Here is an 18,863-nt window from a genome sequence, read left to right as displayed (position 1 = left end):
GTAAATTTCTTTCTTTCTTTTTTTTAACACGTGATTCACCGATGGATAAAATCCTTTAATCGGAAATAAGAAAAAAAAATTAAGCAATATAATCTTAAATGCTTAATTTTAAGATATATATAGTTGTTTTACCTTTATAAAATCGATAATTATAAATTCCTAAGATGCATCTGCCTTTGTTCTTTCTAGAAGTAAATCATTTCTATTTTAGAATAACATTCGAGCAGATAACTAATTGTTCATTGAAAACAATACCACTTACAAAAAAAACGGTAATTCACTTAAAAAAACAGCATAGACTTCTCTTGGCCGCTTTTAAAGGAAACTATCAATTGTTTGATTCTAAAATGTAGCTGCCATGAAAAGAAACTACTTTAAATTACATAAAAATTCAACATTAGTAATCTCTGCATTAAGAGCATATCACATGTTTTTATTAGTCATGATTGCTTTATTTATTTGTGACAACAGTTTTGCGCAAACAATATCAAGTTTTACTCCTGCTAGTACTTGTGCCGGTTCAGGAACATTGGTGACTATTAATGGAACAGGATTTACTGGAACATCATCTGTTAAATTTAATGGCGATTCTTCTTCATTTACAGTCGATAGTGATACTCAAATTAGCGCTACACTTCCCGTTACTGCTACAACAGGACAAATTGAAGTTACTACCTTATCTGGATTTGATAACAGTTCAACATTTACAGTAAATACATTATCAGTTTCTCCAACAAGTATTTCTGGAACTACAACTATTTGCAATGGCAACTCAACTACGCTTACTCTCAATGGAGGATCAGCTGGGACTGCAGCTATCGCCGAATGGTTTTCTGGTTCTTGTGGAGGAACTCCTATAGGAACAGGAAACAGTATTCTTGTTTCTCCAAGTACTGCTACAACTTATTTCGTGAGATATAATGGGACTTGCAACACAACTATTTGCCCTTCAACAACGGTTAATGTAAATCCAAATATAGTTCCAGCAGTCTCAATCGTAGCCAATACCGGAGCTAGTATTTGTGCAGGAACTTCTGTGATCTTTACAGCCACCCCAACTAATGGTGGTACAACTCCCTCCTATCAATGGTACGTTGGTACCACTCCAGTTGGAACTAATAGCGCAACTTATACAACTTCTGCCTTAACTAATGGAAATCAGGTAAAAGTGGTTATGACTTCCAATGTGACTTGTCCCCTTCCTCCCACTGCAACAAGCAATGTATTAACGATGACTGTAAATACTTTGCTCGTTCCATCAGTTACTATATCAGCTACACAAACAACATTTTGTGAAGGAACTTCTGTTACATTTAATATCAATAATTTAAATAATGGAGGACTAAACCCAACTTATCAATGGCGTGTAAACGGTAATCCTCTTGGAGCAAATAGTGCCTCTTTTACTTCAAACGCACTTTCAAATAATGATAACGTTACCTTAGACGTTACTTCTTCTGCCACATGCCCCTCTCCTTCGATGGTAACTAGCAACGCTATCCAAGTAACGGTCAATCCAGATGCTGTAATCAGTTTAACGTCAGGATTCGGCAGCAATAATCAGACTTTATGCGCTAATTCACTACTTACGTCAATTACATTTGGTATCAGCGGTGGAGGAACCGGAGCAGGAGTAATTGGGCTACCAGCAGGTTTAACAGGGAGCTTTACCGGAGGAGTGTTTACAATTAGTGGCACTCCCACAGCGAGTGGTTCTTTTACATATACAGTAACAACAACTGGTACTTGTGCCCAAACAACAGCAACGGGAACTATAACGGTAAGTCCTATAGCAGCAATTAGTTTAACATCAGGACCAGGTTCAAATAATCAAACAAAATGTATTAATGTTCCCATAAGCAATATCACATTTGCCATAAGCGGTGGAGGAACCGGAGCGGGTGTAACTGGCTTGCCTGGAGGTTTAACTGGTACTTTTAGTGCTGGAACCTTTACCATAAGTGGAACACCAACAGAAATTGGATCTTTTCCCTATACAGTGACTACCACAGGTTCTTGTACTCAGACTACAGCAACAGGAACAATTACTATAAATCCCGATGCAGCAATTAGTTTGGCTTCAGGACCTAGCACAAATAATCAGACATTATGCACCAATACTTCACTGACAAATATTAGCTTTACTATAAGTGGTGGAGCAATTGGAGCTAATGTAACTGGGCTACCAAATGGATTATCAAGCAGTTTAAGTGGAAACACCTTCACAATTAGCGGAATTCCAACAGTTAGTGGAACTTTTCCTTATACAGTGACAACCACAGGATCTTGTGTTCAAACAACATCAAGCGGAACAATTACCGTTAGTCCAGATGCAGCAATCACTTTAACTTCCGCCGGAGGCACAAATAATCAAACGAGATGCATTAATACAGTAATAACTACAATCATATTTACCGTAAGCGGCGGAGGAACTGGGGCTGGAGTAAGCGGCTTACCGGCAGGTCTAACAGGTACATTTAGCAGCGGTACATTTACAATAAGCGGTACACCTACAGAAAGCGGCTCTTTTCCTTATACAATAACATCAACTGGCACTTGTGCTCAAAAGACAGCGACGGGAACTATTACTGTTACTCCAAATGCAGCAATCAATTTAACATCTGGAGCAAGCACAATTAACCAAACAGGATGTATTAATACAGCAATTAGCACTATCACATTTGCAGTTAGCGGTGGAGGAACTGGCGCAACCGTAACTGGCTTACCCGCGGGTCTGACAACTAATTATAGTGGTGGGACATTTTCAATAAATGGCGTACCCACAGCAAGTGGCTCTTTTCCTTATACGGTAACAACCACAGGCGCTTGTGTCCAATCAACAGCAACTGGAACAATTACAGTAAGTCCAGATGCAGCAATCATTTTAACGTCAGGAGGAGGTTCAAATAATCAAACAAGGTGTATTAATACCTTAATTAGTACGATCACATATGCCGTTAGCGGTGGAGGAACTGGTGCAACCGTAACTGGTTTACCTGCGGGGCTGACAACTAATTATAGTGGCGGGACATTTACAATAAACGGAACACCCACAGTTAGTGGCACTTTTCCTTATACGGTGACAACTACAGGTTCTTGTAATCAGACCACAGCGACCGGAACGATTACGATCAATCCCGTTATAGTGCCCTCTGTGACTATTACATCCACATCCACATCTATTTGTTCAAGCGCTGGAACAAGCGTTACATTTACTGCAACTCCAGTAAATGGTGGGCCAACTCCCGTATATCAATGGAGAAATAATGGATCAAATATAGCTGGGGCTACAAGTTCAACTTATACCACTAATTCTCTAGCTGTAGGCTCAGTAATAACTGTATTTATGACTTCAAGTGCTACTTGTGGATCAACTGCAACAAGTAATAGTATTGGTATGAATGTATATACTGCGGCTCCAACTGTCGGAAATGGAAATAATAAGGACAATAAGCCTTCTGGCCCCATTCCAATCTGTCCTCCAGCCACTGGATTAGTATATAACATACCAGTAAATATGTCAGGTGGAGAAACATATGTATGGAATTTACCAACAGGGTTTTCAATAACGTCGGGCGCAGGAACTTCTCAGATAACGGTCAGTGTGGCAACAAATGCTACAATAGGTAATAATAATATTACTGTAACGGCTTATAATCCCTGTGGAAATAGTGGAACTTCGAGTAATCTATTTGTTAATGTCAATAGCTTCAATGGAGTGACTGTGCCGTCAGCTACACAATCTGTCTGTTCAGATGGTTCAATTTCGATTGTTGGAACCTTAACGGGAAATGCAACCTCCGGAACTTGGACCGCTCAAAATGGGACTTTTTCAAATATTGTTACTTCTACAACCAATCCGATTTTAGTAAGTGCAACTTACACTCCTGCTATAACAATTGGTACTGACATATTAATGATTACTACTAATACGCCTGCCGGTGGCGGATGCCCAAATGTAGCTGGAACAGCTACCATTAATTTAACTGTAAATCAAAAGGTCTCCATAACAGCCCAACCTACAGTGACTCAAACCTTATGTTCGGGAAGTACAGCTACTTTTAGCGTTAGTGCAACTGGCTCCGGCTTAACCTATCAATGGCAAAAAGGAGGAGTCAATTTAGCTAACGGAGGTAATGTTTCTGGAGCAACCTCATCATCATTATCTTTAACAAACATCACAACAGCCGATGCTGCAAACTATAGAGTCGTAGTTAGTGGAGCTGCTCCTTGCTCGGCAGTTACTTCAAATATTTCGGTCCTTTTGGTAAACCAAATTATTGCCATTGGGACTCAACCACCAACAAATCAATCCGTTTGTTCGGGAACATCAGCAAGTTTGAATGTAGTAGCAACAGGAACTGGTTTAACCTATCAATGGAGAAAAGGAACTACTAACCTAGCAAATGGAGGCTCCATTACAGGAGCTACTTCGGCAACTTTAACTATTAATCCAACAGTTACTGCAGACGCAGCTTCTGATTATAATGTAGTCATTACAGGAACGGCTCCATGTAACCCTTTGACTTCAAATAATGCAGCTCTAGTGGTTAATCAAGTCGTCGCAATTATGAACCAACCTGTTGGGACACAAACCTTATGTTCAGGAAGTACAGCAACTTTTAGCGTGACTGCAACTGGAACAGGTTTAACTTACCAATGGAAAAAAGGTGGAACAAATTTAGGAAACGGAGGCAACGTATCTGGTGCAACTTTATCAACATTAACTTTAACAAATATAACAACAGCTGATTCGGCAGATTATACAGTAGTAGTTAGTGGCGTCGCTCCTTGCAGTTCAATAACATCAAATTCAGCAACTCTTTTGGTAAACCAATTTGTGGCCATTAGTACTCAACCTGCAGCAAATCAAACCGTTTGTTCAGGATCATCAGTAAGCTTCAATGTAGCAGCAACCGGAACAAGTGCAACCTACCAATGGAGAAAAGGAACTACTAATTTAGCAAATGGAGGCTCTGTTACCGGAGCTACTTCGGCAACTTTAACTATTAATCCAACAGTTACTGGAGATGCAGCTACTGATTATAATGTAGTAATAACAGGAACGGCCCCATGTAACCCTTTGACATCAAATAATGCTGCTTTGGTAATCAACCAAGCAGTCACAATAACAAACCAACCTGCAGCAACACAGACCTTATGTTCAGGAAGTACGGCCATTTTTAGCGTGACTGCAACTGGAACAGGTTTAACTTATCAATGGAAAAAAGGTGGAACAAATTTAGGAAACGTAGGCAACGTATCTGGTGCAACTTTATCAACATTAACTTTAACAAATATAACAACAGCTGATTCGGCAGATTATACAGTAGTAGTTAGTGGTGCAGCTCCTTGCAGTTCAATAACATCAAATTCAGCAACTCTTTTGGTAAACCAAATAGTGGCTATTAATACTCAACCTGCAACTACTCAAACCGTATGTTCCGGAACATCGGTAAGTTTTAATGTAATAGCAACTGGAACTGGCTTATCCTACCAATGGAGAAAAGGAACTACTAATCTTGCCGATGCAGGAGCTATTTCAGGCGCTACAACGGCAACTTTAAACATTAATCCCATAGCTGCTGCTGATGCTGCTGCTGATTATAATGTAGTCATTACAGGAACAACTCCTTGCAATCCTTTAACTTCAAATAATGCTGCTCTAGTGGTCAACCAAGCAGTCGCAATAACAGTACAACCTGCAACAACGCAAACTTTATGTTCAGGAAACACAGCCACTTTGAGCGTAACTGCATCGGGTGCAGGTTTAACATTTCAATGGAGAAAAGGCACAGTTACTTTGGTGAACGGAGCCAATATAGCTGGTGCAACCTCATCAACTTTAACCCTCTTTAATTTACAAAATACTGATGCTGCTAATAATTATAATGTAGTAATTACGGGAACGAGTCCTTGTACTTCGTTAACATCAAACAATTCAATATTGGTTATAAACCGCTTAGTAGCTATAAATACTCAACCATCTAATGTAGGTGTTTGTGTTTCCAACCCGGCATCCTTTGGTATAGTAGCGAGTGGAGATGGATTAACGTATCAATGGTATAAAGGGACTATAGGTAACGGAGTCGCTGTTGTAAATTCGGCTAATATAACTGGCGCTACTAGTAATGTTTTAAATTTCACACAAGCTGCTTTAACTGATGACGGCCCGTATTATGCAATTGTTAGCGGAATAGCACCTTGCTCAGCTGTTACTTCTAGCCAAGTAACGTTGAATGTTGATCAATCCATTGCCATAACATCTCAGCCAATTTCAAAAACTGTTTGTGAAGACACTCCGAATGTAAGTTTCTCAGTAATAGCAAATGCTGGTGGTGATCCTTTGACTTATCAATGGAGAAAAAATAGCGTAAACATATTAGGTGCAACAGCAACTACTTTCACTATTCCAACTGCAACTTTGGCGACAGCTGGTAATTATGATGTGGTAATTTCTGGCCCTTCAGGTTATACTTGCTCCTCAATACAATCTGCAGTAGCAATAATAACAGTCAACCCAAAACCGATAGGGTCTGCCACTGCTCAAACCATTTGCAGTGGTTCGCCAACAAATGTGGCATTAAACTCAACTCTTAGCGGCACAACATTTACTTGGACTGCAGCCATTCAAACTGCCCCAACTGCAGGAACAATTACTGGATTTAGTGCTAATTCAGGAAATCCAATTGTCCAAACTTTAATTAATACTGGTACAACTACTGGAATTATTCGTTATACTGTCACTCCTACCGCAAACTCTTGTATAGGAACAGCTTTTATAGTTGACGTAACAGTTAATCCGGCGCCAGTGGGCTCTGCTACTCCTCAAACGATTTGTAGTGGTTCAACGACGAGTGTTGCATTAAACTCAACTGTTATTGGTACTACATATACTTGGACGGCTGCCATTCAAACTACTCCCACAGCAGGGACGATTACCGGATTTAGCAATGGTACACAAAATACAATTGCACAGTCCTTAACCAATACAGGAACAACCGCCGGAATTATTCGTTACACCATTATTCCTACTGCAAATTCTTGTACTGGAGCAGCCTTTACCGTTGATGTTACCATTAATCCCAATTCAACTATTGTTTTATCATCGGTTTCAGGGTCAGACAATCCAACAAATTGTGTCAATACTGTTCTAAATATTAATTACGCTATTGGAGGCGGTGGAACTAATGCTTCCATTACAGCTGGTGTACTACCAGCTGGTGTAACCGGTTCTTACAATTCTGGAACTAAAGTTTTCACAATAAGTGGCACTCCTTCTGCAGTAGGAACTTTTAGTTATACCGTAACGACACAAGGACTTTGTAGCAACCCTTCTTTGAGCGGAACCATCACAGTCAATCCAGATTCAACGATTAATTTGAACTTAGGAACAGGATCAGACAATCAAACAAAATGTATAAATTCTCCAATTACTCCAATAAAATATTCCATAAGTAATGGAGGAACCAATCCTAGCATTTCTTGGAGTCCAGGACCGGCCAACTTTATAGGGGCATACGATGCTACTGCTGGTGTTTACACAATTAGTGGTTCTTCCGCCGTAGCTGGAACATTTAATTATACCATAACAACTGCTGGTACTTGTATTAATAGTTCATTAAGTGGAACCATAACTGTTAATCCTAATCCAGTGGGCTCTGCCATTGCCCAAACAATTTGTAGTGGTTCAACAACTAATGTAACATTAAACCCAACTGGTGGTGGTACAACATTTACTTGGATCGCAGCTATTCAAAATGCTCCAACGGGTGGAACAATTAGCGGTTTTAGCAATAGTTCTGGAAATTCAATAGCACAAACCTTAACTAATACCGGAACAACAGCAGGAAGTATTCGCTATACGGTTACTCCTACGGCGAACTCCTGTCCAGGATCCGCTTTTACAGTTGACGTTACTGTCAACCCGAAACCGACCGGTTCCGCCATTGCACAAACTGTTTGTAGTGGTTTGCCAACAAATGTAACATTAAACTCAACTGTTAGCGGTACAACATACACCTGGACCTCAGCTATTATTTCTACGCCAACGGGTGGTAGCATTTCAGGCTTTACTACTGGTACGACAAACACAATTGCCCAATCTTTAACCAATAACGGTACAACGGCGGGTATTGTACGATATACTGTTACACCCACTGCAAATGATTGCCCAGGATCAGTATTTACCGTTGACGTAACCGTCAATGCGCCAACTGTAGGCGGTACGACCACTATCACATCAACCACTAATCCTAGTAATGTTAACAATGGAACCACTAGACTAACTGATTGTCATTCTTCGGGTGGAGTAATTAGGTTAAATGGAAATGTAGGTACTGTCGTGCGATGGGAAACTTCTACTAATGCAGGAGGCACTTGGATTCTAAAAGGAAATGCAGGAAGCTTAACCTATACCTATACCGGAATAACTGCAACTACGATTTTCAGAGCCGTAATTCAAAATAGCTCTTGTACAATTGTAAATTCTGGGATCTCTACATTATTTATTATTCCAAATATTAAACCATCACCAGTAAGCGCAATTCCTTCTACAATTTGTGAAGGAGAATCCACAGAATTGTCCTCAGATAGTGGCTTTTCAAGCAGTCAAAATCTAGCGTCAGGCGGTCTATTCAATCAAGCTAACCCACCAGGTTGGCTAGTCGATGATAAAAAATTTCCTGCAAGCGGTGATAATGGTGTTGACAATGAATTTAGTGAAACAAATGGAAATGCTGGCGATGAATATGATTCTGGTGATGGGAAATTTGCCATTACAAGGGGAAATAGAACTTCTGTAATGCAGACACCAGCATTTGATCTTATTGGATTAACTTCAGCAAATTTAACATTCGATCATGCTTATAAATTAGATGATGTGAATGATTATGCTGAGGTGAAAATTTCTTTAGATGGTGGATTAACATATACGGTGACCTTGGCCACTTTTAATGGGAATACAAATATTAAAAATCCGTTTAAGAATTCAAATCCTGCAAACTCCATATCTCTTAATTTGAACTCTTATTTGGGCTATTCTAACATTAAAATAGGATTTTTCTTTTATGGAACTGTAAATGCTGCGGGGACTAAAGTTCCTAATATCGGTAGCACATGGGCTATCGACAACGTTAAAATTCCTCAAGCACCAGACCCTCTATTAACTTCACAATGGCAAGAGGTTATACCAGGAGGAGGCGGAGCTATTATAAGCGTTACCAATACTACTCGTGTGACTGTTACTCCGGCTGTAACAACTACTTATGCGATAACTTCCTTTCTTAATGGCTGCACAAGCTACGGACCTGAAGGAACATCTTACGTAACTGTAACTGTCAATAAACGTCCAACGGCAAATATAGGCCCAGATCAGACTATTTGCTATGATGGGACTGCTACATTTAGCGTTGCCTTGACAGGTGTGGCTCCTTGGACGGTAACCTATACAAACGGTACAACACCTACCACAGTCACAGGAATAAATGCGAGCCCTTACACCTTCAGTGTCCCTAATCTTAAAGCCAATGTTACTTATACCATTACAGCCTTAAATGACAAAAACTGTACTCCTTTTCCAGGAGGAGTAACTGGTTCTGCAACCGTGAATGTTCTAACTGGTAGAGCAGGCTGGTGGACTGGACTTGTAAGTACAGATTGGTTTGATTGCAAAAATTGGGAACAAGGATTGCCTTCATTTACTATAGATGCAAATATTTTGCCTACTGCAGCAAACGGCAATAGATTGCCTGTTATTGATAGAGCTTCATCAAATGCTGTCCCATACGGAGGAATTGCAAGTGCCAAGGATATGATTATAAACAGTAATGGCTCAGTTACTATGGTAAGTACTAATAATTCAGAATTACAAATTAGCGGTAACTGGAGAAATAGCGGTGCTTTTATCCCCGGAACAGGAACGGTAACCTTTAATGGCGCGACATTAAATCAGGTTCAAACCGTAAACCTGGGTATAAAAACTAACGAAACCTTCTTTAATCTAACTACCAATAATACCGGAGGAGCTAAGGGAGTTAGCGTAGTGGATAAATTTGAATTAACCGTTTCAAACTATGTATCATTATTAAACGGCGATATTCGTTTAACTGGCGAAGCACAACTGGTTCAGGCTGGAATGTCGGCAAATCCTGCTGGAGGAGCAGGTAAGCTACTCATCGATCAACAAGGAACAAAAAAACAGCTATAATTATAATTATTGGTCCTCACCGGTCAGCACGAATAATTTAAGCTATTCAATTGGCGGTGTATTGAGAGATGGAACCGATGTAACAACAAATCCATTTAACCCTAGTTCTATCAGTTTTGGAGATGGAGCGTACTTTGCGGATATACCAAATACAGGAGCAATTAAAATAAGCAACCGTTGGTTATGGTCTTATAACTCTTTAACACCAGCTACAAATACTGACTGGCAAAATTACTATCAATGGAACTATATAGGAAACTCTGCTAACATAAAAATAGGAGAAGGATATACTATGAAAGGAACTGGCGGAGCAGCACTAATTTCCTCTACGCAAAACTATGTTTTTGTTGGAAAACCAAATTCTGGTGATATTGCCTTAGCCATCAAACCACAACAAAGCTATTTAATTGGAAATCCATATCCATCGGCACTCGATGCCAAGCTCTTTATTAAAAACAACTTGATGGGATGTGCAGGTTGCACAGGTACTGCAAATGTTTTCAACGGGGCACTGTACTTTTGGGATCATTTCGCCTTATCAAACAATCATCTTCTTGCACAATATGAAGGTGGTTACGCTATCTATACGCTAATGGGTGGTCTAATTGCAATAGCTGACACCCCTTTAACCGCAAACAATAACGCATCTGGTACAAAACAATCACGACAATACATTCCTGTAGCGCAAGGATTCTTTGTTCAAGCATCAATAGATTTAGCATTAACAACAACTACTAATATCCAACAAGGATATCTAAATTTTAAAAATACGCAACGGGTCTTTAATAGAGAATCGGACGGAGCTTCCCTTTTTATGAAAACTAAAGGAACTAAACAATTGACTGATACCGATACAAGACCCAAAATTACATTGAATTTCATAACGACAAAAGGAGTTAATAGACAACTGCTAGTTGGAACAGACCCCAATACTACCAATGAATTTGACATTGGCTATGATGCTCCAATACTGGAAACAAAAGGAGACAGTTTCTATTGGGAATTTAGCAATAGTAAATTTGTGATCCAAGGAGTCCCTAATTTTGATAACGATCAAATAATTCCATTTGGCATCACAATTGTAAACGAGGGAATCATAACTCTTAAAATTAGTTTATTGGAGAACATCTCGTCATCAACTGAAATCTATTTATACGATAATGTGACAAACCTCTACTCCGAAATTAAGAACAACGATTTCCAAATAGCACTTGGGGTTGGAAAATATAACAAACGTTTCTCACTCCAATTTGTAAACAAAACACTCACTGTAGACACCAATATTTTAGAAGATGGAATTCTGATTTACTATTCTAATACGAATCAGACTTTAAACATCGAAAATGATTTTATTGATACTGAAGTTTCTGCTGTAGATCTGTTTAACTTATTAGGGCAAAAAATAGCACATTGGACTATCGATGAGGTAAAACAAAGCAAGATTAAAATTCCTATTACAAATGTAAGTAAGGCAGGATACATTGTTAAAGTCAAAACTACAAAAGGAGCTTTCAGTAGAAAAATAATTATAAAATAGACTCTCAAATTACTAGCGCTGAATCGTTTTTGGATATTTGATTCTAATAATTAACTTGTTTTTTAAAAATAAGTAATTGAATTATTTATATATTTGATTTTGTTAACTACTTAAAAAATAAAAACAGTGAAAAAAATACTTATCCTAGCAGCATTTGCTTTATTCACAATTACAACAAGTGCTCAAGAAGCAAAAACTGCTTCTAAAAAAGAAGCGCAAACAGAAAAAAAATGTTGTGCTAAAGAGGCCGATTCTAAAGCAATGACTGCTGCAGAAGTTGCAAAATGCAAAGCTAAGTGCAAAGCGGAAGGAAAAAAATGTGATGCTACAATGGCAGCAACAGAAGAAAAAAAGTGTTGCGCTAAAAAAGCATAATTTCCTTTTAACATATTGAAAATGCCTCCATCAGGAGGCATTTTTATTTTTAACTGAGTTTAAAACTAATTGTCTCACACTAATTTATTGTTTTACTCTAACGCTCCATTCGAAATCCATTTCAGACACTTGAATTCCTTTTTCGTCAGTTCCAATAGATTTCATCCAGAAGGTCTGCCCCTCTCCTGTTGCTATAGATTCTTGAATAGCGCTTTCTATTAAATGACCATCCTTGCAGACAAACGTTATTCTTCCTGTGGCTTTTTTAGTAAAATTTCCTTTATTATTTGCCACCAACATTGATATCTTTTTACCGCTTTTTTGAATTTGATACATCACCAAAGCCCCTGTTGATAATTCTGCTGCCATCGCCTGAACTGCAAAGTACATCGAATTAAACGGATTTTGGTTGATCCAGCGATGCTTCACTGTAACTAAACAATCCGTCTCATCAAGCTTCTTTACCCGAACCCCGCAGATAAATGCGGCAGGCAATTTGAAAAATAAAAATTTATTAAGTTTGGACGCTGTAAGTTTCATTATCAGTGGTTTTTTTGCTAATGTACAAAAAAATACTATGCGTACATATAATATTATTTTGTTAAAACTATGTTAAGTTTTACTACTATGCGATACAAGATACTTTCTTTTAACCATATATTTGTATAAGAAATTACTATGTACTCCTATTCGAAAATTCATAAAGGTTTCAATCATCAATCAAAAAATCAAAAAAAATGGAAACAACTACCGAAAAAACATTGCCACTTTTACTCATCTGAGTGCATTAACACAATATTTTATTCCTTTTGGGAATTTTATTTTTCCAATAGTACTTTGGACTTCAAAAAAAGACAAGTCTGAATTTGTAGATTACAGTGGAAAACAAATACTCAATTTCCAATTAAGTCTTTTATTGTACACAATAGGACTTGCCCTTATCGCCATCCCCACTTTGATTTTTACCATTTTTAATAACGTTCCTTTGAGTGCAATAATTCACGACGACAGTTTTGTAATCGATAATTTTAATTTAGGAAATAACGTGGCCTTAATCACTCTCGGCTTAACCACTTTATTTATTTTTATTTGTATTAAAGCAGCCGAATTCTTTTTAATCATTTATGCTTCCATAAAAACATCAAATGGAGAAAAATATAAATACCCAATTACGATTCCTTTTATCAAATAGGGAGTCACTAGCCCTGATGGAAGCGGCATCCTTTCATGTCTTGAACTTGTTTCAAGACTTTGAAACAAGTTCAAGACATGAAAGATATAGTGGACAGCAGGAAGGAGCTCCAGAAGAAAAGAGTACTAAGTAATATGAGATTGCTCCGTTCCTCGCAATGACAAATCATCACCCGAGCCAGAATGGCAAACTGGCGCAGCAATCAAAAAACGAATAGTTTAATCAACAAAAAAATCAAAAAAACGAATTATGAATATTGAAAACACAAAAGCCCAGATGCGCAAAGGTGTTCTCGAGTTTTGCATCTTATCTGTATTAAAAGAAAAAGATGCCTACACATCGGAAATATTAGACACTTTAAAAAACGCAAAATTATTAGTGGTGGAGGGAACTATTTATCCGCTCCTTACCAGACTAAAAAATGACGGATTGTTAAGCTACCGCTGGGAAGAATCAACATCAGGACCACCTAGAAAATACTATGGTCTGACCGAGATAGGTCAAACATTTCTAAACGAACTTAACAGCACTTGGACCGAATTATCCGATGCAGTAAATCTAATCACCAACCAAAAAAAATAGCCATGAACAAGACTGTAAACATAAACTTAGGCGGAATGTTCTTTCACATAGACGAAGATGCATACCTAAAATTAACGCGTTACTTTGACGCCATAAAACGATCGCTATCTAAATCATCCGGCCAGGAGGAAATTATAAAAGACATCGAAATGCGTGTCGCGGAACTGTTAACAGAAAATCAAAAAACAGACAAACAAGTTGTGGGTTTAAACGAGATAGACCAAGTGATTGCTGTTATGGGCCAACCAGAAGACTATATTATAGAAGAAGACAATCACACTTCTCAAAGCTACGGCGGTCCTGCACCCAGAAGAACAAAAAAACTATACCGAGATACTGAAAAAGGGATGGTAAGTGGAGTTTCTGCTGGACTAGGTCACTATTTTGGAATTGATGCTGTATGGGTTAGAATAATTTTCATCCTATTAGTATGGGGAGCGGGAACAGGAGTTCTTGCTTACATTATCTTATGGATCGTTGTTCCTGCTGCAGTGACGACGTCAGAGAAACTGGAAATGACTGGAGAACCAGTTAATATTTCGAACATCGAAAAAAAAGTAAGAGAAGAATTTGAAAACGTTTCTGACAAATTTAAAAATGTTGATTACGACAAATATGGCAACCAAATAAAAACTGGTGCCGGTAAAATAGGAAGTTCTTTTGGTGAGTTCATTATGACGATTTTCAAAATTTTCGCTAAGTTTCTTGGGGTTATCTTAATTATGACTGGCTTAGCCACTTTAATGGCATTATTTATAGGCATATTTACTTTAGGGTTTTCGTCCTTTATTGATTTTCCTTGGCAAGGTTTTATAGAAGCAGGAAACTTCACTGACTATCCTATATGGGCTTTTGGACTATTGATGTTCTTTGCAGTTGGTATTCCATTCTTTTTCTTGACAGTATTAGGCTTCAAACTATTGGCTCCAAATATGAAGTCTATCGGAAACATTGCTAAATACACCTTGCTTGCGCTATGGTTAATTTCAGTTGCATTAGCCATTTCTATAGGTGTAAAACAAGCTTCGGCTTTTGCCGCAGACGGAAGGGTGATTCGTAAAGAAAATATTTTGCTGCTACCAACCGATACGCTGTACATTAAATTCAAACACAATGATTATTATGCAAAGAACATTGATGATCGCAATGGTTTTAAAATAGCGCAAGATCCCGCTGGTAAGGAGGTACTGTACTCTAATGATGTTAGTTTGAGAATCGAAAAAACAGATGAAAAATTAGCTTATATCCAAATTGAAAAAGAGGCAAAAGGGAAATCATTATCTGAAGCGAGACAAAGAGCGGAACAAATAAAATACAGCTATAAAATTGAAGGAAATCAATTAATTTTCGACAACTATTTACTTACCGATTTAAAAAACAAATTTCGTGATCAAGAAGTAGAAATTACTTTATACTTGCCTAAAGGTACATTGTTAAAACCAGACGATTCTATGAAAAACTATGATCGTACAGATGACGATTACTTTTTATGGAATCCAAATTCTAGCAATGAAATCTACAGAGTAGAAGACAATAAAATAAGGTGTTTAAACTGTACTTCTAATGAAGAAGATAATGATGAAAATGAAAGCTTAGGAGCAACAGAAGCAACAGAAACTACTAAAAAAGAAGAAAAAACGATTTCTATTAAAGTAAATGGCAAAGAAATAATTAGAACTGAAACTAAAGAACTAGGATCGTTGTCCATCGATGAAAACGGAATCATCATTAAAACCAAATAATCATGTTGAAAATCATAACCATACTAACTAAATTCATTCTGGTAGCATTAACGGCTTTGTTATTTGCATCGTGTAACCATTCGATAAACATAAAATCCATAACGGGAAGTGGCCACGTCACAACCGAGAAGAGGAATGTACAAGGAGATTTTAAAAGTATTGACGTTAGCAATGCTATCAATTTGGTACTAGAACAATCAGATAAAAGAGAGATTAGTGTTGAAGCTGACGACAATTTACAAAAAAGCATCATTACTAAAGTAGAAAACGGCGTTCTTATCATCTCCTGTGATTACAATTCTTTTATAAATATAGAATCAAAAAAAGTTACTGTTAAAATGCCCTTTATTGAATCCTTGCGTGCTTCTAGTGCTTCCTCGATTACAAGTTTAAATACGCTTAAAGGGGAAAGTATCAACCTCAGGACTTCTTCTGCCTCAAATATGAATTTGAATATAGAGTCAGATAAAATTGAATGTAAAGCCAACAGCGGGAGTTCAATAACTATTGAAGGAATAGCGCTTAATCTAGAGACTACAGCTTCCAGCGCAAGTGCTATTGATGCAAGTGACTTACTTGCTAATGAAGTAAGTGCAAAAGCATCAAGCGGAGCGACTATTAGCGTTCATCCTATTGTAAGTTTAAAAGCCAAAGCTTCTAGTGGCAGCAATATCGATTATAACACGACCCCAAAATCAATAGAAAAAAGATCAAGTTCTGGCGCAAGTATCGATAAAATCTAATTATCTATTTGATAATTAATAATTGAATAATTCATCAAAAGTGATTGGTTTTTTTATATTTGTCAAAATGAAAAACAAAATGAAAAAATATACCGTTATCATTCTACTCGCACTATCTACTACTCTGATTTTCGCACAGAAAAAAGAAAAAATAAAAGGTTCGAAATCAGTTACGACTGAATTAAGGGAAACTGGTAGTTTTGAATTACTTGAACTGGAAGATAACCTCGAAGTGTATCTGGAAAAGGGAGAGAGACCAAGAATAGAGATTGAAGCAGATGACAATCTCCATGATATTATCTCAATGGATTTAAGGGATAACTTGCTCCGTATATACACTTCAAAAGAAGCAATAAAATACAGAAAACTGATCGTACGCGTTACCTATACCAATGATTTACAAAGCGTCTTTTCTAAAAACGAGACCGTTGTAAACGCTATACAGCAGGTGCAACTTGACTCTATTCTTTTTAGAAGTACTGATTATTCTAAATTGTTTTTGAATATCAATACGAAGAGTTTTGTTCTAAAGGCTGATGATAAATCCGAAATTGAATTGAATGCAAAATCTGAAAAAGTAAAAATTGTATTGAGTAAAGATGCCGTTTTGAAATCATTAATCACAGCCACTGAGCTAAGTTGTGACTTATATCAAAAGGCAGAAGCAAAAATTGAAGGAAGTGCAGACAATGCCGTTATTCGTCTGGATAACAATTCCGATTTTACAGGAACTAAATTGACTATCAAAGATTTAGAATTAATCACCGAAAGCTCCTCCACAGCCAGCGTTAACGCAGAAACATCTATCAGCATCAGTGCTGGGGAGAAATCAGAAATCGAACTTTATGGAAGCCCGAAAATTGAAATTCTAAAATTTTCAGATGAAGCCAAATTGCTAAAAAAAAATCAAATAAAGAATCAATCCAATACCAAATAAAAAGTACCCATCTACTTATAGTAATGGACTTTTTTAGCACTAATTTATTCTCGCAAAAATTACTCTTTAGCTGCTAAATATCTTTCTGCATCAAGTGCGGCCATACAACCTGTACCTGCAGCGGTAATTGCTTGACGATACACATGGTCTGCTGCATCTCCAGAAACGAAAACACCTTCTATATTTGTTTTTGCAGTTCCTACAACGTTATTGATATAACCTGTTTCATCTAAGGAAAGAAAATCTTTAAAAATATCAGTATTTGGTTTGTGCCCAATGGCTACGAAGAAACCCGTTGCTGGAATCACAAATGCTTCATCTGTTGTTTTATTCAACGCTTTTACACCTGTAACTACTTGCTCATCTCCTAAAACTTCAACAGTATCATGATTCATAAGAATCGTAATGTTCTCTGTCTTTCGTACACGAGCTTCCATTATTTTTGAGGCCCTGAATTTTTCACTTCGCACTAACATCGTTACTTTCTTACAAAGTTTAGACAAATAATGCGCTTCCTCACAAGCTGAATCTCCAGCTCCTACAATAACCACTTCTTGATTTCTATAGAAAAAACCATCACAAACGGCACACGCAGAAACACCACCACCCATTTTTAAGTAATGTTGCTCAGAAGGTAAACCTAAATATTTAGCCGAGGCTCCCGTAGAAATAATAACCGTTTCACAATGTAATTCTTTAGTGTCATTGATCCAAACTTTATGAATATCTCCTGAGAAATCTACTTTAGTTGCCCAACCATCACGAACATCAGTACCAAAACGCTGCGCTTGAGCTTGTAATTGGACCATCATTTCTGGACCCGTGATTCCTTCAGGATTACCAGGCCAGTTTTCCACTTCGTTAGTTGTTGTTAATTGACCTCCAGGCTGAATTCCTTGGTACAAAACCGGATACATATTCGCTCTAGCTGCATATATAGCAGCAGTATATCCTGCCGGTCCAGAACCTATAATAAGACATTTAATTTTTTCGATTGTATCAGACATAGTAAAATTTTATAATTATTTTAAACAGTACAAAAATAAGTGATATTTAACGGAATATAGAAACACGGTAATCACTTTTTGTTATTCTCCAATAAAAAAATCCCTTCTGTGGGAACAGAAAGGATTTTTTGTCGGGGTGGCAGGATTCGAACCTGCGGCCTCCTGCTCCCAAAGCAGGCGCGATAACCGAGCTACGCTACACCCCGAAAGCGAGTGCAAATATAAAACTATTTTTTGCTTAAACAACACTATTTAGTTAATAAGAAATAAAAAATGTTTGCAACAAAAAACACTGCACCACCATTTTCCACACCTCCTTCATCTTATGCCATTTACTTCACTACCACGAAATACTTAATACCAAAACAAAAAAAATCTCTTATGAACGCGCTTTTAAAGTAAACAAAACTCAGATCGCATAAACTCAGAAATAGACCTGTAAAATAGCTGAAATGTGGAGGTTTCAAGCATCAAAGACTGCAGAAAACCGGCTGCATGGGCAAGCTGAAAAATGCTCAAAGTAAAATAAGGTTTACGCCAT

The 18,863-nt window shown here is 37.6% G+C and carries 10 protein-coding genes and 1 tRNA gene; 8 read left to right on the top strand and 3 right to left on the bottom strand.

Going from position 1 to position 18,863, the window contains the following annotated elements; genetic code table 11:
* Positions 1–358: 358 nt before the first annotated feature.
* The 3 genes from A3SG_RS19860 (at position 359) to A3SG_RS0112940 (ending at position 12,119) form a co-directional block, all read left to right on the top strand.
* Complete coding sequence (locus A3SG_RS19860; protein WP_016990448.1) at positions 359–10,207, top strand: PKD-like domain-containing protein; 9,849 nt, start codon at positions 359–361, stop codon at positions 10,205–10,207.
* 61 nt (positions 10,208–10,268) lie between these two features.
* The gene (locus A3SG_RS0112945) at positions 10,269–11,744 is read left to right on the top strand and encodes a T9SS type A sorting domain-containing protein (protein WP_016990446.1); all 1,476 of its coding nucleotides are present in this window, start codon (positions 10,269–10,271) and stop codon (positions 11,742–11,744) included.
* Between the two features lie 126 nt (positions 11,745–11,870).
* Positions 11,871–12,119 carry a hypothetical protein gene (locus A3SG_RS0112940; protein ID WP_016990445.1) on the top strand — a complete coding sequence of 83 codons (249 nt, stop codon included), beginning with the start codon at positions 11,871–11,873 and terminating at the stop codon, positions 12,117–12,119.
* A gap of 84 nt (positions 12,120–12,203) precedes the next feature.
* Here the strand turns inward: A3SG_RS0112940 and A3SG_RS0112935 are convergent, their stop codons facing one another.
* Positions 12,204–12,659 carry a DUF4442 domain-containing protein gene (locus A3SG_RS0112935; RefSeq protein ID WP_016990444.1) on the bottom strand — a complete coding sequence of 152 codons (456 nt, stop codon included), beginning with the start codon at positions 12,657–12,659 and terminating at the stop codon, positions 12,204–12,206.
* Positions 12,660–12,780: 121 nt separating this feature from the next.
* Between A3SG_RS0112935 and A3SG_RS0112930 the strand changes: the two genes are divergently transcribed.
* The 5 genes from A3SG_RS0112930 to A3SG_RS0112905 all read left to right on the top strand — a co-directional run bounded on the left by A3SG_RS0112930 (position 12,781) and on the right by A3SG_RS0112905 (position 17,315).
* Entirely contained in the window at positions 12,781–13,311 is a 531-nt protein-coding gene (locus A3SG_RS0112930) for a DUF4870 domain-containing protein (RefSeq protein WP_016990443.1), read from the top strand.
* Positions 13,312–13,560: 249 nt separating this feature from the next.
* Entirely contained in the window at positions 13,561–13,893 is a 333-nt protein-coding gene (locus A3SG_RS0112920) for a PadR family transcriptional regulator (protein ID WP_016990441.1), read from the top strand.
* A 2-nt stretch (positions 13,894–13,895) separates the two neighbouring features.
* Positions 13,896–15,635: a PspC domain-containing protein gene (locus A3SG_RS0112915; RefSeq protein ID WP_016990440.1), complete on the top strand. Its 1,740-nt coding sequence runs from the start codon at positions 13,896–13,898 to the stop codon at positions 15,633–15,635.
* 2 nt (positions 15,636–15,637) lie between these two features.
* A complete protein-coding gene (locus tag A3SG_RS0112910; protein ID WP_016990439.1) occupies positions 15,638–16,378 on the top strand; it encodes a head GIN domain-containing protein in 741 nt (246 codons plus the stop codon).
* Positions 16,379–16,457: 79 nt separating this feature from the next.
* Positions 16,458–17,315, top strand: a complete 858-nt coding sequence (locus A3SG_RS0112905) for a GIN domain-containing protein (RefSeq protein ID WP_035664043.1) — start codon at positions 16,458–16,460, stop codon at positions 17,313–17,315.
* 59 nt (positions 17,316–17,374) lie between these two features.
* On the opposite strand, the gene trxB is transcribed toward A3SG_RS0112905, so the two are convergent.
* Both trxB and A3SG_RS0112895 read right to left on the bottom strand, forming a co-directional pair.
* Entirely contained in the window at positions 17,375–18,322 is a 948-nt protein-coding gene (gene trxB / locus A3SG_RS0112900; protein WP_016990437.1) for a thioredoxin-disulfide reductase, read from the bottom strand.
* A 131-nt stretch (positions 18,323–18,453) separates the two neighbouring features.
* A tRNA-Pro gene (locus A3SG_RS0112895) sits at positions 18,454–18,528 on the bottom strand.
* Positions 18,529–18,863: the final 335 nt, after the last annotated feature.

This window comes from Flavobacterium sp. ACAM 123, assembly GCF_000264055.1.
Classification (GTDB): Bacteria; Bacteroidota; Bacteroidia; order Flavobacteriales; family Flavobacteriaceae; genus Flavobacterium.
This window is presented reverse-complemented; position numbering and strand designations above follow the sequence as displayed.